12 protein-coding genes are annotated in these 19,973 nt (G+C 61.2%); 8 read left to right on the top strand and 4 right to left on the bottom strand.

What is annotated here, in order from left to right:
- Positions 1-82: 82 nt before the first annotated feature.
- From prmA to HU749_RS04200, 7 genes are all read left to right on the top strand, one after another.
- Positions 83-961, top strand: coding sequence for a 50S ribosomal protein L11 methyltransferase (prmA, locus tag HU749_RS04230; RefSeq protein ID WP_013692161.1), 879 nt, complete (start codon positions 83-85; stop codon positions 959-961).
- Positions 962-991: 30 nt separating this feature from the next.
- On the top strand, positions 992-2,218 hold the full coding sequence (locus HU749_RS04225; RefSeq protein ID WP_186651160.1) for a DUF3426 domain-containing protein: 1,227 nt from the start codon (positions 992-994) through the stop codon (positions 2,216-2,218).
- 185 nt (positions 2,219-2,403) lie between these two features.
- Positions 2,404-3,411: a tRNA dihydrouridine synthase DusB gene (gene dusB / locus HU749_RS04220; protein WP_186651158.1), complete on the top strand. Its 1,008-nt coding sequence runs from the start codon at positions 2,404-2,406 to the stop codon at positions 3,409-3,411.
- Entirely contained in the window at positions 3,408-3,728 is a 321-nt protein-coding gene (gene fis / locus HU749_RS04215) for a DNA-binding transcriptional regulator Fis (protein ID WP_003186237.1), read from the top strand. Before dusB ends, fis begins: the two co-directional genes overlap by 4 nt.
- A gap of 83 nt (positions 3,729-3,811) precedes the next feature.
- Positions 3,812-5,419 carry a bifunctional phosphoribosylaminoimidazolecarboxamide formyltransferase/IMP cyclohydrolase gene (gene purH, locus HU749_RS04210; RefSeq protein WP_014336383.1) on the top strand — a complete coding sequence of 536 codons (1,608 nt, stop codon included), beginning with the start codon at positions 3,812-3,814 and terminating at the stop codon, positions 5,417-5,419.
- Positions 5,420-5,544: 125 nt separating this feature from the next.
- Positions 5,545-6,840 (top strand): phosphoribosylamine--glycine ligase, encoded by a 1,296-nt coding sequence (gene purD, locus HU749_RS04205; protein WP_003197406.1) that lies wholly within the window; start codon positions 5,545-5,547, stop codon positions 6,838-6,840.
- Between the two features lie 99 nt (positions 6,841-6,939).
- Positions 6,940-9,714, top strand: a complete 2,775-nt coding sequence (locus HU749_RS04200) for a hybrid sensor histidine kinase/response regulator (RefSeq protein ID WP_095974547.1) — start codon at positions 6,940-6,942, stop codon at positions 9,712-9,714.
- A gap of 29 nt (positions 9,715-9,743) precedes the next feature.
- Here the strand turns inward: HU749_RS04200 and HU749_RS04195 are convergent, their stop codons facing one another.
- Genes HU749_RS04195 through HU749_RS04185 form a run of 3 tightly spaced genes read right to left on the bottom strand, consistent with a single transcriptional unit; the run spans position 9,744 to position 11,940 of the window.
- On the bottom strand, positions 9,744-10,379 hold the full coding sequence (locus HU749_RS04195; protein ID WP_225919125.1) for a hypothetical protein: 636 nt from the start codon (positions 10,377-10,379) through the stop codon (positions 9,744-9,746).
- A complete protein-coding gene (locus HU749_RS04190; RefSeq protein ID WP_095963119.1) occupies positions 10,376-11,104 on the bottom strand; it encodes a hypothetical protein in 729 nt (242 codons plus the stop codon). The genes HU749_RS04195 and HU749_RS04190 overlap by 4 nt, the downstream gene beginning before the upstream one ends.
- 59 nt (positions 11,105-11,163) lie before the next feature.
- Complete coding sequence (locus tag HU749_RS04185; protein WP_046064390.1) at positions 11,164-11,940, bottom strand: hypothetical protein; 777 nt, start codon at positions 11,938-11,940, stop codon at positions 11,164-11,166.
- A 247-nt stretch (positions 11,941-12,187) separates the two neighbouring features.
- On the opposite strand from HU749_RS04185, the gene HU749_RS04180 reads away from it, so the two are divergent.
- Positions 12,188-12,784: a MarC family protein gene (locus HU749_RS04180; RefSeq protein ID WP_014336378.1), complete on the top strand. Its 597-nt coding sequence runs from the start codon at positions 12,188-12,190 to the stop codon at positions 12,782-12,784.
- Between the two features lie 11 nt (positions 12,785-12,795).
- On the opposite strand, the gene HU749_RS04175 is transcribed toward HU749_RS04180, so the two are convergent.
- Positions 12,796-19,851 carry a TcdA/TcdB catalytic glycosyltransferase domain-containing protein gene (locus tag HU749_RS04175; protein ID WP_186651156.1) on the bottom strand — a complete coding sequence of 2,352 codons (7,056 nt, stop codon included), beginning with the start codon at positions 19,849-19,851 and terminating at the stop codon, positions 12,796-12,798.
- Positions 19,852-19,973 lie beyond the last annotated feature (122 nt).

Below are 19,973 nucleotides of genomic sequence, written 5' to 3'. Positions count from 1 at the left end.
ACTTTGCCCGCGACCTGGCGTACACTGCGCGCCTTTGCAGCCCAGCGCTGCCCCCTGTAGATTTTTTTCAAAGGTGCCCGCCATGCCTTGGCTGCAAGTACGTCTGGCCATCAGCCCGGAACAAGCCGAAACCTATGAAGACGCGTTTCTTGAAGTAGGCGCTGTATCGGTGACTTTCATGGACGCCGAAGACCAGCCGATCTTCGAGCCGGAGCTCAATACCACCCCACTGTGGTCCCACACCCACCTGCTGGCCCTGTTCGAAGGCGGCACCGAGGCGGCCAGCGTACTGGCCCATCTCGAGCTGCTGACCGGCAGCCCGCTGCCCGAGCATCACAGCGAAGTGATCGAGGACCAGGACTGGGAACGCAGCTGGATGGATAATTTCCAGCCGATGCGTTTCGGCCAGCGCCTGTGGATCGTCCCAAGCTGGCATGCCGCGCCAGAGCCGGACGCGGTCAACCTGCTGCTGGACCCGGGCCTGGCGTTCGGCACCGGCACCCACCCGACCACCGCACTGTGCCTGGAATGGCTCGACGGCCAGGACCTGAAGGGTTGCAACGTGCTCGACTTCGGCTGCGGCTCGGGGATCCTGGCGATTGCCGCGCTCCTGCTGGGCGCCCGGGAAGCAGTCGGCACCGACATCGACGTCCAGGCCCTGGAAGCCTCCCGCGACAACGCCGGGCGCAACAACATTGCCGAAGCCCTGTTCCCGCTGTACTTGCCGCAGGACTTGCCACAGGTCCAGGCCGACGTGCTGGTGGCCAACATCCTTGCCGGCCCGCTGGTGTCCCTGGCGCCGCAACTGTCGAGCCTGGTCAAGCCGGGCGGACGCCTGGCGCTGTCGGGCATCTTGGCCGAACAGGGTGAAGAAGTCGCCGCCGCTTATGCCGCGGACTTTGACCTGGACCCCATCGCCAATCGCGATGGCTGGGTGCGCATCACCGGACGTCGGCGCTAGAATGAGCGCCTGTATCCACCGGATTGCCGCATGACTGACAGCTTCGTCACCCAGTGCCCGCATTGCCATACCCGTTTTCGCGTCAGCCATGCTCAATTGAGCGTGGCCCGCGGGGTGGTTCGTTGCGGCTCGTGCCTGCAAGTGTTCAATGCCGCGCGACAGTTGCTGGAACAACGCACTGCCAAGCAACCGGCGCCGGCCGTCGCGCCGACCTCCAAACCTGCGGTCGAAGCCCCGCCCCGGGCGATCAGCCAGAAACAATGGAGCGCCGCCGAGCTGGATCTGGATGACCTGGACAAGGAACTGGCGCGCCTGGAGCGGCGCGACAATCGCGCGCCGGGAAACACCGGCCGGCGCCGGGAAGACAACCTGAGCGCGCAACGCGACTCGCTCTCTGGCGAACAGCAAGCCTGGCCCGACAGCCTGTACAGCGAAACCTTGAGCGAACGCGCCGAAGCCATCCTCGATACCCCTGTCGAACCGTTCGAGCCCCACGAACCGGCCCGGCCGCCACGCACCGAGCCGTCCCTGTCCCTGGCCCTTGAACCCCTGGAACCGGACGACGAGCCTGTCGCCCCCCTCCACCTGGCGCCGGACGACGAGCCCGACGAACACCTCGAACGCCTGTCCGCCACCGACGACCACGACGACGAACCCGAGCCACCGGTGCCACTGCGCAAGTCACGGGAACGCCAGGAGCCGGGAATACGCGCCGAAGCCCTCCACGACCTGGACGACGACCCGCTGCAACTGGACTGGCGCAAACGCCGCTCGCCCTGGGGGCGACGCATGTTATGGGGCCTGCTGATATTGCTCGCCGCCGCGGCCTTGGGCGGCCAGTACATCGCCTACCATTTCGAGGAACTGGCCCGTCAGGACCAGTACCGGCCATGGTTCCTGCAAATCTGCCCGACCATCGGCTGCGACGTACCGTCCAAGGTCGACATCGCCAAGATCAAGAGCAGCAACCTGGTGGTGCGCAGCCATCCGGACTTCAGCGGTGCCCTGGTGGTGGACGCGATCATCTACAACCGTGCGCCCTTCTCCCAACCTTTTCCGCTGCTGGAACTGCGCTTTGCCGATCTCAACGGGCACCTGATCGCCAGCCGCCGCTTCAAGGCCGGGGAGTACCTGGGTGGCGACCTCCAGGACCGCGGCGAAATGCCGCCCCAGACGCCCATTCACATCGCACTGGATATCCTGGACCCTGGGCCCAAGGCGGTGAACTACAGCCTGAGCTTCCATTCCCCCGAATGAAACCGGCCAGGGTCGGCCGATTGACGGCAGCTTTCTGACTGACCCCACCCAGACCAAACCGCTGGCGATAACAAAATAGCTGTTCAGATTTTATCCAATTCGATCTTTATCCAGTCATCGAGAGCGGGTATCATGCCAACCCTTTTTCGAAGTCTCATGATCCGGCCCCACTTCAGGGAAGTCCTATGTCGGCGGTACGCATCGGCCCATATACATTGCAGAACGGCCTGGTTCTCGCCCCTATGGCGGGCGTCACCGACCAGCCCTTTCGTCAGCTGTGCAAGCGCTTGGGCGCAGGATTGGTGGTTTCGGAAATGGTCACCAGCGACATGAGTTTGTGGAACACCCGCAAATCGCGTCTGCGCATGATCCACGAAGGCGATCCCGAGCCCCGCTCGGTACAGATCGCCGGTGGCGACGCACAGATGCTGGCGGAGGCGGCCCGGGCGAACGTCGAGCTGGGGGCGCAGATCATCGATATCAACATGGGCTGCCCGGCGAAGAAGGTCTGCAACAAGGCCGCAGGCTCGGCACTGTTGAAAGATGAAGCGCTGGTCACCGAGATCCTGCAGGCGGTCGTCGCCGCGGTCGATGTGCCGGTGACCCTGAAGATCCGCACCGGGTGGGACCGGGAGAACAAGAATGGCCTGGTAGTGGCGAAGATCGCCGAACAGGCGGGCATCACGGCGCTGGCGATCCACGGCCGCACCCGTGCCGACCTGTACACCGGTGAAGCCGAGTACGACACCATCGCCGCGATCAAGCAGGCGGTGTCGATTCCGGTCTTTGCCAACGGCGACGTCGATTCGCCCGAGAAGGCCCGGTACGTGCTGGACGCGACCGGTGCCGATGGCCTGTTGATCGGCCGGGCCGCCCAGGGGCGGCCATGGATTTTTCGTGAGATCGAACACTTCCTGCGCACGGGCGAAAAGCTCGCGGCGCCGCAGTTGTCCGAGGTGGAACGTATTCTGCTAGAGCATCTGGCCGCGCTACATGCCTTCTACGGAGAAGTCATGGGTGTACGCATCGCTCGCAAGCATGTGGGCTGGTATCTCGCAACCCTGCCGGGCGCCAGGGAGTTTCGCGCCCGTTTCAATCGTTTGGATGGTACACAAGCACAATGCGCCGACGTTCAGGCGTTCTTCGCTGAGCGTTACAAGAGCCTGACAGGGGACGAAGGGGTGGCCGCATGACGATGATGACCGAGACTTTAGTGAGTGGAACAACACCCGTGAGCGACAACGTGAATTTGAAACAGCACCTCAATACGCCCAGCGAAGAAGGCCAGACCCTTCGCGGGAGTGTCGAGAAGGCGCTGCACAATTATTTCGCCCACCTTGAGGGCGCTGCCGTCACGGATGTGTACAACCTGGTGCTTTCCGAAGTCGAGGCGCCGCTGCTCGAAAGCGTGATGAACTACGTCAAGGGTAACCAGACCAAGGCCAGTGAGCTGCTGGGCCTGAACCGCGGCACCCTGCGCAAGAAACTCAAGCAGTACGATCTGCTGTAAGCATTCAATCAAACCAGAAAGGCGCCCGCGTAAAAAACGGTCGCCTTTTTTGCTGACTTCCCTTGCTTTTGATGGAAATTGAAATGACCGACCAGACCACCCGCCTGCCGATCCGCCGCGCCTTGATCAGCGTCTCCGACAAGACCGGGATCCTCGAATTCGCCCGCGAGCTGCAACAGCTGGGCGTCGAGATTCTCTCCACCGGCGGGACCTTCAAGCTGCTGCAGGACAACGGCGTTGCCGCAGTGGAAGTCGCGGACTACACCGGTTTTGCAGAAATGATGGACGGTCGGGTCAAGACCCTGCACCCGAAAATCCACGGCGGGATCCTGGGTCGTCGCGGCATCGACGACGCCATCATGAACGAACACGGCATCAAGCCGATCGACCTGGTAGCGGTCAACCTCTACCCGTTCGAAGCTACCATCAACAAGCCCGGCTGCGACCTGCCGACTGCCATCGAGAACATCGACATCGGCGGCCCGACCATGGTCCGCTCGGCGGCCAAGAACCACAAAGACGTAGCCATCGTGGTCAACGCCAGCGACTACGCCAGCGTACTGGACAACCTCAAGGCCGGTGGCCTGACCTACGCCCAGCGTTTCGACCTGATGCTCAAGGCCTTCGAACACACCGCCGCCTACGACGGCATGATCGCCAACTACATGGGCACCGTGAACCAGGCTGCTGAGACCCTGTCGACCGAAGGCCGCAGCGAATTCCCGCGCACCTTCAACACCCAGTTCGTCAAGGCCCAGGAAATGCGCTACGGCGAGAACCCGCACCAGAGCGCGGCGTTCTACGTGGAAGCCAAGCCCGCCGAAGTCGGCATTGCCACCGCAACCCAGCTGCAAGGCAAGGAACTGTCGTTCAACAACGTGGCCGACACCGACGCCGCGCTGGAATGCGTGAAGAGCTTCGTCAAGCCTGCCTGCGTGATCGTCAAGCACGCCAACCCGTGCGGCGTGGCGGTGAGCCCGGACGCCGAAGGCGGCATCCGCCAGGCCTACGAACTGGCCTACGCCACCGACACCGAGTCGGCTTTCGGCGGCATCATCGCCTTCAACCGTGAGCTGGACGCCGAGACCGCCAAGGCCATCGTCGAGCGTCAGTTCGTCGAAGTGATCATCGCCCCGTCGGTCACCGAAGAAGCCCGCGCCATCGTTGCCGCCAAGGCCAACGTCCGCCTGCTGGCCTGCGGCCAATGGTCGGCCGATCGTGCACCGGCCTGGGACTACAAGCGCGTCAATGGCGGCCTGCTGGTCCAGAGCCGCGACATCGGCATGATCGGCAGCGAAGACCTCAAGGTCGTGACCAAGCGCGCCCCGAGCGAGCAGGAAATCAACGACCTGATCTTCGCCTGGAAAGTCGCCAAGTACGTCAAGTCCAACGCCATCGTCTACGCCAAGAACCGCCAGACCATCGGTGTCGGCGCTGGCCAGATGAGCCGCGTGAACTCGGCCCGCATCGCCGCCATCAAGGCTGAACACGCCGGTTTGCAGGTACAAGGCGCGGTCATGGCTTCCGATGCGTTCTTCCCGTTCCGCGACGGCATCGACAACGCGGCCAAGGTCGGCATCACGGCCGTGATCCAGCCGGGTGGTTCGATGCGTGACGCTGAAGTGATTGCGGCTGCCGATGAGGCTGGCATCGCAATGGTCTTTACGGGCATGCGTCACTTCCGTCACTGATACACCGACCCACTGTGGGAGCTGGGTTGGTGTGGGAGCAAGCCCAGCTCCCACACAAGCTCGCTCCCACAGAAAGGCAGCTTTAGCGCTGCATCCAGAATCAGCGTCATCCGAGGTTTTTTGAAATGAATGTTTTGATCATTGGCAGCGGTGGCCGCGAACACGCCCTGGCCTGGAAAGTGGCCCAGGATCCCCGTGTGCAGAAGGTTTTCGTGGCACCGGGCAATGCCGGCACCGCCATCGAAGCCAAATGCGAAAACGTCGCCATCGACGTGCTGGCCCTGGAGCAACTGGCCGACTTCGCCGAAAAGAACGTCTCGCTGACCATCGTCGGCCCGGAAGTGCCGCTGGTCGCCGGTGTGGTCGATCTGTTCCGCGCCCGTGGCCTGGACTGCTTCGGCCCGACTGCTGGTGCCGCGCAGTTGGAAGGCTCGAAAGCGTTCACCAAGGATTTCCTGGCGCGTCACAAGATCCCGACCGCCGACTACCAGAACTTCACCGAAATCGAACCGGCCCTGGCGTACCTGCGCGAGAAAGGCGCACCGATCGTGATCAAGGCCGACGGCCTCGCTGCCGGTAAAGGCGTGATCGTTGCCATGACCCTGGCCGAAGCCGAAGACGCCGTGCGCGACATGCTCGCCGGCAATGCCTTCGGTGACGCCGGTTCCCGCGTGGTGATCGAAGAGTTCCTCGACGGCGAGGAAGCCAGTTTCATCGTCATGGTCGATGGCAAGAACGTCCTGCCAATGGCCACCAGCCAGGACCACAAGCGTGTCGGCGACGGCGACAGCGGCCCGAACACCGGCGGCATGGGTGCCTACTCCCCAGCCCCGGTGGTGACCGCCCAGGTACACCAACGCGTCATGGACCTGGTGATCTGGCCGACCGTGCGCGGCATGGCCGAGGAAGGCAATGTCTACACCGGTTTCCTCTATGCTGGCCTGATGATCGACAAGGCTGGTAACCCAAAAGTCATCGAATTCAACTGCCGTTTCGGCGATCCTGAGACCCAGCCGGTGATGCTGCGCCTGCAATCGAGCCTGGTCCTGCTGGTCGAGGCCGCACTGGCCCAGGCACTGGACAAGGTCGAAGCCCAGTGGGATCCGCGCCCAAGCGTCGGTGTCGTACTGGCGGCTGGCGGTTACCCGGGCGACTACGCCAAGGGTAGCGCGATCCAGGGCCTGGACGCCGCGGCCCGCCTGGAAGGCAAGGTCTTCCATGCAGGCACGGCGTTGAAGGATGGGCAAGTGGTCACCGCTGGCGGTCGCGTGCTTTGCGCCACCGCCATGGGCGCCAGTGTCGACGAAGCTCAGCAGCAGGCCTACAAGCTTGCCGCCGAGATCGACTGGGAAGGTTGCTTCTACCGCAAGGACATTGGCTACCGTGCCATTGCCCGCGAGCGTGGCGAAAATCTGGAATAACCCAGCCATTCAGCCAGGCAAGGGTCTGCGGCCCTTGCCTGACTGTTCCGGCGCCGCGCATAGTTATAATCTGGCATCAACCTACGAAGGGATTTCGCCGTGCGCTGGCTCAGGATTGCCATAGGCCTTACCGTCACCCTGCTGACGCTGCTCTGCATGCTCCCGGCCCAGGCCGCGCCAGGCAGTGGCTGGGCGGTATTGCTCGACGAACAGGGCGACCTGACGCTGAGCGACATCCGTTCTGCCCGCTACACCAATCAATTCAGCCCCATCGACCTCGACCGCCTCAAGGCCGCCGAGCCCGGCGGGGCATTGTGGTTGCGTTTCCGCCTGGCCCCCGACCGGCATGAACAGATCCTGCGCATCTTCGCCCCCGACCTGTCACGCCTGAACCTCTATGTGCTGGACGGCGACGCCCTGGTTGACCAACAGGTCAGCGGCAATGCCACGCCGCACACCGAACCGGTGGTACCGAGCAGCGATTTCATGCTGCCCCTGCCACGCAGCGATAAATCGCTGGATGTCTACCTGCGACTGGCCTCGCGCCACGAACTGCGCCCCTACGTCATCTTGCAATCGGCCGTCGTGGCGGCGGCCGATCAGAACCAGACGCTGATCTATGGGTTGCTGTTCGGCTGCATCGCCATGCTGATCCTGCACAACCTCACCCGCTATGCCTACACCCGCTCACGCAGTTGCCTGTGGCTGGCAGCCTGTGAAGGGCTGCTGATGCTCAGCCTCGCACTGTTGCTGAACCTGGCCGGGCCCTGGCTGCCCGACTGGCCTGCCGTCCAGACGCCCGGGGCCTACCTGGCCTTGCTGCTGACCGCGCCCTGCGGCCTGATGTTCGCCTACCGTTTCTTCGCGCCCCTGGGACCGCACCCGTTGAACCGGCTGCTGCTGGGGGACATCGTGTTCGTCATGCTGTGCAGCCTGTTGCTGTTGTTCGTCAACACGCTGCCGCTCAATATCATGACCTATGCCCTGGTGGCCCTGGCCGGCCTGAGCATGCTGTTCGTCAGCGCCTGGCACTGGCAAAAGGGCTACCGCCCGGCCCGGTTGTTCGTCGCGGCCATGGTGGTCTTCAACCTGGGCACGCTGATCATCCTTCCGGCCCTGCAAGGGCTCACGGAAGTCCCTCCCCAGGGCTTGATCATCACCCTGCTGATCTTCATCTGCATCAGCGGCCTGTTGATGAGTGTCGCCCTGGGCGAGCGCCAGCGCTCGATCAACGAAAGCCGGTTCAGCATCAGCCGCGACCTGGCGGCGAGCAATGCCGAGATCAATGCCAAGGCCGAGTTCCTGGCCAAGATCAGCCACGAGATCCGCACCCCAATGAACGGTGTGCTGGGCATGACTGAGCTGCTGCTGGGTACCCCGTTGTCGGTCAAGCAGCGCGACTACGTGCAGACGATCCACAGCGCCGGCAATGAACTGCTGACCCTGATCAACGAGATCCTCGACATTTCCCGGCTCGAATCCGGGCAGATCGAACTGGACGACGTGCAGTTCGACCTCAATGCACTGATCGAGGATTGCCTGAGTATCTTCCGGGCCAAAGCCGAACAGCAGAATGTCGAGCTGATCAGTTTCATCCAGCCCCAGGTGCCACGAGTGATCAGCGGTGACCCGACGCGGCTGCGCCAGGCGCTGCTGAGCCTGCTGGAAAACGCCCTGAAGAAGACCGATGAGGGCGAAGTGCTGATCGTCGTCGCCCTCGACGAGCGCAGCAATCAGCCGCGCCTGCGCATCGCAGTCCAGGACAGCGGGACGCCGATGGACGCCGAAGAGCGCGACACGCTGATGCACGCCGAGCTGCACAGCAAGAATTTCCTGTCGGCCACGCGCCTTGGGGGCAACCTGGGCCTGGTCATCGCCCGTCAGTTGATCGTGCTGATGCACGGGGAATTCGGTATCAAAAGCGGCAGCAACCAGGGCAGTACCCTGTGGCTGACCCTGCCGCTGGACCCGGATCGCCTCGAACATCCGACTTCCGACCTCGATGGCCCGCTGCAAGGGGCGCGGGTATTGATCGTCGACGACAACGACACCTGCCGCAAAGTACTGGTGCAACAGTGCAGCGCCTGGGGCCTGAACGTCAGTGCGGTGCCATCGGGCAAGGAAGCCCTGGCGCTGCTGCGCACCAAGGCCCACCTGCGCGACTATTTCGACGTGGTGTTGCTGGACCAGAACATGCCAGGCATGACCGGCATGCAACTGGCGGCCAAGATCAAGGAAGACCCGAGCCTGAACCACGACATCCTGTTGATCATGCTCACCGGTATCAGCAACGCGCCGAGCAAGATCGTGGCACGCAACAGCGGGGTCAAGCGCATCCTCGCCAAACCGGTGGCCGGCTATACCCTCAAGACCACCCTGGCGGACGAGCTGAACCAGCGCAATCGGGGCCTGGCGACGAATGTGCAGGTGAACGCCGGCCCTCCCCTTCCGGTGAAGGTGCCGAGCGATTTCCGCATTCTGGTGGCCGAGGACAACAGCATTTCCACCAAGGTCATCCGCGGCATGCTCGGCAAGCTCAACCTGCAACCCGACACTGCCAGCAACGGCGAAGAAGCCCTCAAGGCCATGAAGGAGCAGCGCTACGACCTGGTCCTGATGGACTGCGAGATGCCGATCCTCGACGGGTTTTCCGCCACTCAGCAACTGCGTGCCTGGGAAATGGGCAACCAGAGGACTCGCACCCCCGTGGTGGCGCTCACCGCGCATATCCTGGCCGAGCACAAGGAGCGCGCGCGCCAGGCCGGGATGGACGGGCATATGGCCAAGCCGGTGGAGCTGTCGCAGTTGCGTGAGCTGATCGAACACTGGGTGGCCCAGCGCGATCAGCAAAAACCGACTGCATCGACTTATTGAACCAATCCAAGCCAGCGAGAGAGCACGCCTCAGAGTTCCAAGGCACTGAGGTAGGTGGATGTTTGGGACATCACCGAACGTTTTACCTTTTCCCTGAAGGTGGCGTAGTACAGCGTATTGAAGTTGATGACAGTCATTTGCTCGACACTGCTGCGCACCCAGTCGCCACGCTCGATGAACAAGAATCGAGACATCTGTCGACGCAGTTGGAACTGGCAGTGATACACGCCCATTGCAATTCTATGGGTACCGTTCGGCACGCAGGGAATCATCTGGAAAATGCCTGTGTCGCGCGACAGGCTGGTTGATTCGAACAGCTCTAGCGCTTTGGGATTGCTCTCCAATGCCACCAACGCACCACTGGCCGGGGCGTGAAAAGCTTCGCCAAGACCGGCCTCGATATGTTGTGTCGCTCCCACCCCCATCGGACTTTCAATGGCTGGCAGCGTCTGCGGGCGCGGTACGTCCCATCCCAGGAATTTGAGTTGGTTGCAGTAATAGCCAAACCAGTTCCCTGACAGTCCGGCACGGTAGGCCGTCCAGGTGGCCCGTTGCGCATACAGCGTGCTCAAGTACACGTCTTCGCGCTGGGACGCGGGCAAACCGGCCGCGAACGAAACGACACTGCCGCCAACGACCGCAGCGGATGGAATCGGCCCGGTCATCGCCCGACCTCCTCGGCAGGACGAACAACCGAATCCTCGATAACCCCGGTGATATCCACCACGTTGTCGTCCACCACAGTCCCTACCTTACGGGCGATAACCTCGCGGGCCGGCGCGAACAATGTTTCGCTCAGTTGCATGCGCAAATAACGCGCCGACACACAACCGTCGATGTCCTTGCCATCAAAGCATTGCCCCCAAGGGTTGGCATTGATCGCTTTCCCTGTGCTGAATTGCAAACAGATACCGGTCATCGAAACGGGGCTGTGCGCCACGATCACCAACAAGCGCACGGGGCTGGACGCTGAAGGGCTCTGCGTCGGCTCAGGTTCGTTTGGTTTTTGCATATGCTTGCGCAGGATACTCAGCGCCGGCAGCGAGCCGGGTAAAGCGGCGACACGGTCCAACACCGCCATGATCTGCTGTTGCTGGTCCGGCCGATCGTCCAGGGGTATTGCTGTAACCCACTCCAATGGCGAGCTGGCAGCGTCTTGTTTCGGTAGCAGGTCCTTTCGGCGTTTGGCACCCGCTATCCAGGCGACACTCAGGACGTCCATATAACTAGCGTACCAATCAGCGCTTGGTATGCGCTGCAGATTCTTGTTAGCCACCAATTGCGCGAGCAAGACCGAATTCATCAAGTCTTCAACCCCTGTTCCCCGAACAGTGGAGGAAACTAAAACAATCGCCGCCGCGTTAACAAAAACCGAATATTCCTTGTCCATGTTTTATTCTTCCTAAAAACAAGGCAACCGATCATCCGGCTGCCTTATTGAAATGAAACTTAGATTTCGTACTCTTCGATCTTGCTGACGGCATGATTACCCAGCCGACCAATAATGATGCCTCTGGTTCGTTCGACAATACTCGGCACTTTCCTGAAAACCGACTCACCTTTATACAACTTCACTTCACGACTGTTCCAATCTGCAAACAAGACCTGGGTCGCGCTGTTGCGCCGGATAAAGCGCACAGTGCCAAGCAGCATGCTGACTTCACCGTCGATTTCGACACAGGTACCGGCCGCCATTCCGCCCACCCCATGTTCCAGCAGGTTTCGCTCGAAAAGGGTCAGGGTCTTTTCCTTCTTCTGCAGGGCAGTGATTGCACTGTCGGCAACCCTCAACAGCAACGCCGAAGTCGCGCTTCCGAGGGCAATACCCGACACTACGGAAGCGAGGATGTCCAACACCAGTTTGTCCATCCGAACGGTGTTACCGGCGACGCTCAGGTCATCATAGAAGCGCTGCGTGGCGACCCAACCGGCGTTCGTCATGACTTCTACAAACTTGTAGTACCACTCTCGCCCCTGGGATTCGAGAGGGTATTGCCTGTTGGCGACCAGGGACGCAAAGAGAAAGGCATGCTGCGCATCTTCCTGGTGTTGCGAAGAAAGACCACCGGCGAAGGCCAGGATACCTTCACCGACAACCGATCCCTTCGCCGGAGGCTCGATATCACCCGAATACAACGAGCGGGGACTGATATCTGGATAGATATCATAACTTTCCAGACGCGCCACACAGGCGGCCACGCTGCTGTCACACACTTCAAAACTCATAAGTTATTCCTTAAGTTATCAAGCAAGTCACTCCATGACCTGCAGCCCCACACTAATCAACCTAACCAAATACAACAACTCTCAACTTGTAACCTCAAAATAAAAACCACCAAACTAATATTATTCAAACAAAAGCAGACACAACCCATCGAATAAAAAACACCCTTTCACTACATCCAATCAAATGCCGACAGTCGATTCAGAGGCTGATAGACTCCGGCGATGTCTTTCGCAATGAGTCCGAACCATGCTCCACGTACTATTCAGCGTGTACCTGAAGATGCTGGTGCTCTATAGCCCCTTCTTCGTGCTGTCGTGTTTTATCGGGTTGACTCGCGGCTATTCGCGCAAGGAACAACGCCGCCTGGCCTGGAAGGTCGCGACGGCGACGCTGGTCTCCAGCGTGTTGCTGTATTTGTTCGGGCGGGTGATTTTCAGCGTGTTCGGCATCACCGTGGATGCCTTCCGTATCGGCGCCGGCAGTGTGCTGTTCATTTCGGCCCTGGGCATGGCCCAGGGCAAGTCGGCCGTACAGACCGACAACGTGCAGCAGGACGTGACCATCGTCCCGCTGACCATTCCGTTGACCGTCGGCCCCGGCACCATCGGCGCCCTGCTGGTGATGGGCGTGAGCCAGCCGCACTGGGATGACAAACTCATGGCCATCATCAGCATCGCCCTGGCGAGTTTCACCGTCGGTGTCGTGCTCTACCTGTCCAGCCGTATCGAACGAATCCTGGGCGACCAGGGCTTGCAGATCGTCAGCCGCCTGATGGGGCTGTTTGTCTGCGCCTTGGCGGCGCAGATCATTTTTACCGGGGTGAGGGGCTACCTGGTCCCCTGAAGGTGGACCGCCTAGCCTTCGACCGGCGCCGGCGCCAGCAGCTCCTTCAGGGTTGCACTGCCGACCCCACCCAGGTCCCGTAACCGTGCCACGAACGTCGACACCGGGAGGGCCTGCGCAGCGTTGAAGCCCAGGCATAGTTCACCGCGCAAGACCGGGTCGGCGGAACACACATCACGCAAGATCAGGCAGTGCTCACTGTCCGGATCGACAATGACCAGATGCGCCTGGACAATCTCGAACACGAGTTTTCCAGGCTCATCGAATGCCCAGATCAATGTGCTTGCCGTGGCGGGTGGTTCACCCAGGGCATGTCGACAGTCGACAATGACCGAGTCCAGTTTCAGCCACTCCGTCTTCGTCAAATGACACGTCACCGCGCCTTGGCCCAAGCGCAGGATCAACGTGTTGACCTCATCGGGAATCAGCGGCAAGAGATCGCGGCCGACCTTCGCCCCTTCGACGACCAGCACCTGGGCGTTGCGCTGGACATAATCGAACGGCCCGATGCTGCGCTTGTCCGGATAGATGAGCACTCGTCCATCCTGATGCTTGTGCAGCAGCACGTTAACCTGAGCCTGAGTGCCGAGCAGGGTAAAGTTCCTGGGCAGGTTTTTGCCGGTCACCCGCAGCAGCCGGGCACTTTGCACGTCATACCATTGCAGGCTTCCAGGCTCCGATTCCACCGACACGAACTCCGCATGCTGCGCTTGCTCCAGCAGGCGCTGGAGGGCTTCCACCAGGTGTTCGCCCTGGGCGCTCACCCAGTCGTGGTTGACCCCGGTGATGGTCCCCGCTTCCTGATAACGCAGCGCCAACGCCACGCCGTCCACGCTGGTCCCGCGCAAACCGCTGCCCTCAAGCGTGACCTCGGCAAACCGCCAGCTCGCCCACTCCCGTTGATACGCCGGCAGGCTGCCGCCCGGCAACAATTGCGAGCCAGTGCCGAATGCCTGGTCAAGCCGCTGCGGGTCGAAGAATGCCTGGTTCAATACTTCACCGCTCGACTGATCGAACAGCCAGACCGACTGATTGTCGGGCGTCACGCCAAGCAAGCGAACTTCCTTGTCGAGTCCCGGATCGCACAACAACAATCGGCTGTTCACATACCAGGCACACAGGTTGCCGTCACCGGCGACGTTGCGCAGACCGGCAATGGCAAAATCCTTGCCCGGGTAGCGCGTGGCCAACGGCTCCAGAGCCTGCCACCATCGGGCGCGCCCCTTGAGCCACTGTTCGCTCACGCCAGCAAACTGCAATGTTTCTTGCGCGCCCAGGTTGAAAAACAACCCGTTTTCATCGAGCGCCACATACCCCCCGTCGACGGCCAGGATTTGCTTGAGCCCCTCAGGCTGCACCCATTGCTGGGTCCACATCGCCCGACCGTCATACACGCTGCGTTGCAGTCGGCAGAGCGTCTGGTTGGAGGTGATGCGCTGGTAAACGAAGAACACATCGCTGTCGTCGGCCATCGGCAATAACATCAGCCCGTCCAGGTTCTTGATCGAGTCATCCCAGCCACGGGGATGAGGCCTGGCGGGTTGCGCAAGGATCAGCCGTCGATCGCTGCTGCGTACCCACGCCAGGTCTCGGGAATCGGGCGCAATCGTCCAGCAGATCGAAACGTACGGAGCCGGCTGCCAATCGACAGTCGTCGCCCCGTTATTCGTAGGCCCGGGTGGCAGCCGCAGAAAGTTGCCGAGTACGGACGACCACTCGGTCAGGGTATCGCTGGTCAACAGCAGTGCCTGCAGTTGCGGCGCCGTGTCGTAAGTAACGGAACTCAACAGCAATTGCCCGTCATGAATCAGGTAGCGGTATTGCCGGATGGTTTGATCATCGAGGAGGTATTCCTGCACCACATGAATCACCCCTTCCGCATCCGCTTCCAGGCTGCGAATGGTGCTTTGCCCCTCCTGGAGCAACAACAGGTAGCGACACTTGAGCAAACCCGTGGCGCAATCCGTCTGCCAGATCTGGAACCCGTCGGGATCGTAGAAATACGCCGACGTGCCCATGACGACTGACAGCTGAGGGTCGCCGAGCACCGCCATGTCGTCGCGAATATAGAGAAAGCGGTCGTCGCCCGCGTCATACCAGGCCGTGGTGTAGCGCGGTTGCCGGGGATCCTCGAACGGGATCAGATAGTGATGGACCGGCGTATAGGGCAGCGTCAATCGATGCTCGCGCGCCAGGCCCTTGTAGTGGTCAAGCAGCGCCTGTTCATCGAGCCCTTCAGGCACCGTCTGTTCGAGGAGGTCCAGTTGACGTTTACCCTGGGTGACACTGAACAGTTGGTCGGCCGTGCGAATCAGCACTTCCTGCCGGCCGATTCGGGTGACACGGACGTTGCCGATGTACAGCTCGTCGGAAGACGAAACCTGGATATCTCGGTCATTGGCCCAGGTGGCCTGCAATACCCAGCGGCAATACGTCTGGTTCGGTGCGACAAGGCTGATATCGACCCCGGGATTGAGCGTCACGGTACAGCGCGCACCCGCGCCCCTGAGCCGATAGGACAACTTTCCGTGCCAGGCCTCTGGCAGCACGGGAATCACCAGTGTCCGCTCCAGCGCATCCAGGTTCACCCGGATGACCGTTTCGCCATACACCGGATTCAAGCGATTGAGGATGTAGTCGGAAGGAAAGGAATAGAACGAAAACAGAAACAACCACGTGCCGTCCGCTTGTCTTTTTTCCAGCCGCCGGGCCGTGTCGAAGCCAGGATCATGGCGCCAGCGGGCGAAGGGCAGGGCCTTGTATTCATAGCCGTAAGTGGTTTGCGGCGTACAGGGCAACACGATGGGTTGTCCTGCGGGCGGGGCGAACCCGATCCGTCCGGGCAGCCCCAGTTCTCGACGGATGTCGATCGCCCGCGCCTCATCGGGATCGAAGCCCGGCACCCCGAAATGATCATGCAGGGGATACAGCTTCGGACTGTCGAGCTGCAATGTCCCCTCCGTCAAGTCGATGCTTCTGACGATCAGTGAAGGCCGTGCCACCCACGCGGACAGCGTGTGATCGTAGTGGTAGGCGTCACCGCGATAGGCCTGTTCCAGGTCGTCGAAACACTGACCGACTTGCCGTGCCTCGCGAGCGATGGTGGCAAAGCCCTGGGCCAGGGCGGCCACCCCTACCGCCACCCCACCCAGAATCACGCCCGCACCACCGAGCACCGCCGCAGCGGTCGATGCCCCGGCCAACCCCGCCCCGACACCGCCCGCCGTCAAGGCCAGGCTGGCAGAGTCGAATGTCAGTTGGGTACCGAATTGCGCTTTTTCGATGCCGGTTTGCGCCGTCTTCAGTTGATAGATATCAAAGCCGACATTGGCCAGCCCCAACACCGCGCCGACGCCTTCGTTGGCCGCATGCCCCAGAGCCTGGCCAACGACCGGCGCACACGTGCCGGCAATGAGCCGTTCTTCCGCCAGGGCGGTGCGAGCCAACTGCACCAGGCCCGCCACGTCCATGACATTGCCATGCACCAACTGCGCATAGTTGACGTAGGCATGCAGGCGCACGGCAGTGGTCAACGTTCGGTCATTCCCTTCCCGCCCGCGCAAGGCGTTCATCAAGGCCTGGATGGTGAAGCCTGCGTTGAGGGTATGGACACTGCCGGCCTCGGTCGGATCCACGACGCCACCGGTCTGCACAGGTTGGCGCGCCAGGGTCGAGAACTGTTCCGACAGCCAGGTCTTGATCCGCAGCAGGCGCTGATCGTCACTGAGCACGCGGACCTGCTGTTGCGGTTGCGCGGGATCGATCAAGCTCACTCGGTATTGGCCTTCGGGCGTGACCTCCAGCGTTTCGAACAAGGGCACCAGCGGCGTCGGCGAGTCATGCAGCGCCTGCAAACCAACCGTTGCCTGGGCGATCTGCTGTCCCCACCAATGGCTGTCCAGCGCCAGCAAACTGCTGCCCAGGTGCGAATTGTCGACCAGGGATTTTCCATAGGCCCTGTTCAAGCGCTGGCGAATCTCAAGCGCCGGTTTTCCTGGCAAGGGATCGGGCTTGAGCAGGTGTTCCACCGTGAAACCGTCAGACAGCTCCAAGGCCGAGATCTTTGCGCTGTGCAGGTCGATCAGATCGAATTGCGGTCGAGTTTCAGAACCATAGGCGGCGTAATAGCGAGCCATGCCCTCGGTCTGGAAAAAGTGTTCCAGCGCACGTTGCAGCCCGTCCACATGGTCGAATTTGCACAGGCCAAAATTGGGGTCGAAAAAATGATAGCTGGCGCGTTCTCCGCTGGCGGTCTTGGCCACCAGCATCGAATGGTTGTCCGAGTTGAGCATCAGCGTACGGGGCGCGACGTGTCTTTCGAGTGCGGCAGTGACCTGGTCCAGGTCGGCCTGGCCAAGCCGCGTGCCCACCTCGCCCAGCGATACGTCCCGCAGGGCTTCCAGGCTTTGCACAAAGGCCTGGGAGTCGGCTTGTCCGGGTTCGAGTACTGCCAGGAAGAAGCGCTCGCGCAAGTGCCCGGAGGCGACGTCACCCTGGGCAAGCGCCGCGCTCATCACCAACGCCAGGGGATAGCAACGCCCACCAATCGTCTCGCCATCGCTGCCGAGCAGCAAATCCTGGGGGACCATCTGGACGCCGTTGTGGCCGAATCCGTCCAGCACCTGCGCCGAGCGTTCAACCACCTGAAGGCGGTGCTCAAGGGTCGCCGCTTTCTGGATTCGCGCGACATGACGCCCCCACTGGAACAGCGTCCGCGCCTGCTTCAAGGCGGTTTTCTTCAGCGCCAGCGCGCTGTCGGACGGCAGCGGCGCATCTGCCGGATCGCTCACCAAGCCGTTCATGAACCCGGCCGACTTGCGCTTGAACATTTGCCGCTCGATAAGCGCATAACGGCCGGACACGCCCTGTTCGACAACGCTGTTGGCGAGGTTCTCCAGCTCACTGGTGACCGCGCTGAAACGCTGGTTATCCAGGGCATCCAAGCCAAGTAGCAGGCCCAGCGACAGCCTTTGCACAGGGCTGGCCTCAATGAGACGACGGGCGCCACTGGCGATATCGCCCAGCACCTCATCGATCCCCAGGCTTTGCATGTGCGCGTCGCGGAGGAACACCGGAACCAGCGCATCGGCCGGCTGGCGCCGGATGAGTTGGCGATCATCGAAACTCAGCGGCAGCGGTTTCTCGAAGCGGATTTCACCGTCATGTCCCTGGCTCATCGCCTCGATGAACGGTTCGCCAAGCCCCTCGACCAGTCGCTCCAGCACATCGGTCAGCAGTACCGCGCGCCCTTCGATCAGCGGCCAGCCCTGTTGGAACTCGATGGTCGAGTGCTTGAGCAACTGCGCCATATCACCGCTGTAACGGGTGCTGTACAGCCCCTCACGCCAACTCGTCTGCTCGTTGCTGACCCATTTCTCGTGATCGGTTTCATTTTCTTTCCAGGAGTGATCCTGCTCCTCTTCGGTGGCACCATTCACCGTCCAGTTGGGCGCAATGGCCGCCTCTTTGCGCAAGGTCTCGGCCACGGCGGCGCTCAAGTGCGCTTTCGCATAGTCGGCCATACCATCGCGCATGGCGCCGGGCCCCGTCAGGTAGATGGTGCCCTCGCTGTCGAACCGAATGCCATCGCCGAAGTGGGTCGCGATGGCCGAGATCAGCGCTATCGCGCTCGGCACGTCTGCCATCGACAGTCCGGTCAGCGATCCATTGGTTTTTTCGAACACCTCCTCCACCAGCCTCAACATGCCAGCAACATCACTCAATGGGATATCGCGCTGAGTGGCCAATTGGGTCGAGGCATCGATCAACGCGTAGTTGGCGCGCAAACGCTCGATCACACTGTTGAGGACCGCAGAACCCGGATGGGCCATCAGAAACGCATTGGATAACGATTGCTCCATGGCCAAGGCCCGCAGCGCGAAGGGACGGGCAAGCCGATCCGTCGGTTGCCCGAAGACCTGGCTCAGGCCTGGCCGGCTCTGCGCGAAGGCTTGCAGCGCCGGAAAATGCTCGTTGCCAATGTGCGCGTAATAACGGGAAGACGCCTGGCGACCCGGCATCCATTCGGGGTTGTTGTTCAGCAGCAGTTGCAGGACACCGAGGCGGGCATCACGGTCAAAACCGCTGATATCGACTGGGCCCAGGGTTTGCGACAGCGGCGGAAGGTGATCGACATCGGTATAACTGCCGCCTTCGGCATACAGGACCTCAACGCGCACCACATCAGAGGCCGCCGCCATATTGCCGCGCAAACACATCTCCCGGTCATAGACATCCTGCAACTGCAGCGAAACTTCGCCCGTGGCAAGATCACGCAACTTGAAGCCGTTCATGTCCAGGACACTGCGACGATTGTGTTCCAACTGTTTGCGCAGTACTTGCATATCCTGGCCGTAGGCGCGGGACAGTAGGTCTATCCGGGCCTCGTCGGCTGATCCGCCGTTAGCCACGGCTGCACTGATATGGGCATGCATCTGGTGTCTTAGAACAATAGCCCGCTCGTTGTACAAGGCACCGAGTTCAACTTCGGAAATACGTTCATCCACCCCTTGTAGAAAAACATCGACCTTGGCCGCTTCGACAATCAGTTTGTTGGTTTGCCAGGCCAGCAGCGCATCGCTGTCATACCAAAGATTCAGGGTATAGCCCTGCTTGGCCAAAACCTCTCTCCACACATTTAGATAATCGCGCTGAATGTTGCCAAGTCCGCCGCCGAGCCAGACAAAGTGCAACGTCTTGGGAACCTCCGTTGGCACCTGTTTCATCTGCTCGGTACTGAACTGAAGGCGCGCTTCATGACGTTCGACTTTGTCGTAGATGCGCGGCAAGTCCACCGCGGCTCCGACCGGGCCCGACGCACGCGCGCCCTGGCTGCGCTTGACCCTGCGATTGCCCAGGAGCTGGGCAAGGGTCTGCTTCAAGAGCCCCAGTGGCTCAAGCAGCCGATGGGAATCCGGCATACCGATACAGGCAAAGTAATAACGAATGACCGCATCGTATTGTTCAGTGTTTTTGTAGGGCAACAGTGCCCTTTCGAGGTCGGCCAATTTGAAAAGGCTGATGAAACCGAGCGCACTGTCACCCGTATTGATGTTTGCTTCCTGCATGAAAAAGACACTCCCTGGCCTGTCCGCTAGAAAAAGAACAGGCGTATAAAAGCATTGTCGCCAGAAGGTGCTCTGGCGAACGTTCATTCCATTGATATTTTTTAACTTGGCGACAACTAAAC

The organism is Pseudomonas ogarae, assembly GCF_014268695.2.
In the GTDB taxonomy this organism is placed as follows: domain Bacteria; phylum Pseudomonadota; class Gammaproteobacteria; order Pseudomonadales; family Pseudomonadaceae; genus Aquipseudomonas; species Aquipseudomonas kilonensis.
This window is presented reverse-complemented; position numbering and strand designations above follow the sequence as displayed.

Bases quoted from the DNA above. Each gene is read 5' to 3' on its own strand.
- prmA (WP_013692161.1), top strand. From the start codon at position 83: ATGCCTTGGCTGCAAGTACGTCTGGCCATCAGCCCGGAACAAGCCGAA.
- HU749_RS04225 (WP_186651160.1), top strand. From the start codon at position 992: ATGACTGACAGCTTCGTCACCCAGTGCCCGCATTGCCATACCCGTTTT.
- dusB (WP_186651158.1), top strand. From the start codon at position 2,404: ATGTCGGCGGTACGCATCGGCCCATATACATTGCAGAACGGCCTGGTT.
- fis (WP_003186237.1), top strand. From the start codon at position 3,408: ATGACGATGATGACCGAGACTTTAGTGAGTGGAACAACACCCGTGAGC.
- purH (WP_014336383.1), top strand. From the start codon at position 3,812: ATGACCGACCAGACCACCCGCCTGCCGATCCGCCGCGCCTTGATCAGC.
- purD (WP_003197406.1), top strand. From the start codon at position 5,545: ATGAATGTTTTGATCATTGGCAGCGGTGGCCGCGAACACGCCCTGGCC.
- HU749_RS04195 (WP_225919125.1), bottom strand. From the start codon at position 10,379: ATGACCGGGCCGATTCCATCCGCTGCGGTCGTTGGCGGCAGTGTCGTT.
- HU749_RS04190 (WP_095963119.1), bottom strand. From the start codon at position 11,104: ATGGACAAGGAATATTCGGTTTTTGTTAACGCGGCGGCGATTGTTTTA.
- HU749_RS04185 (WP_046064390.1), bottom strand. From the start codon at position 11,940: ATGAGTTTTGAAGTGTGTGACAGCAGCGTGGCCGCCTGTGTGGCGCGT.
- HU749_RS04180 (WP_014336378.1), top strand. From the start codon at position 12,188: ATGCTCCACGTACTATTCAGCGTGTACCTGAAGATGCTGGTGCTCTAT.
- HU749_RS04175 (WP_186651156.1), bottom strand. From the start codon at position 19,851: ATGCAGGAAGCAAACATCAATACGGGTGACAGTGCGCTCGGTTTCATC.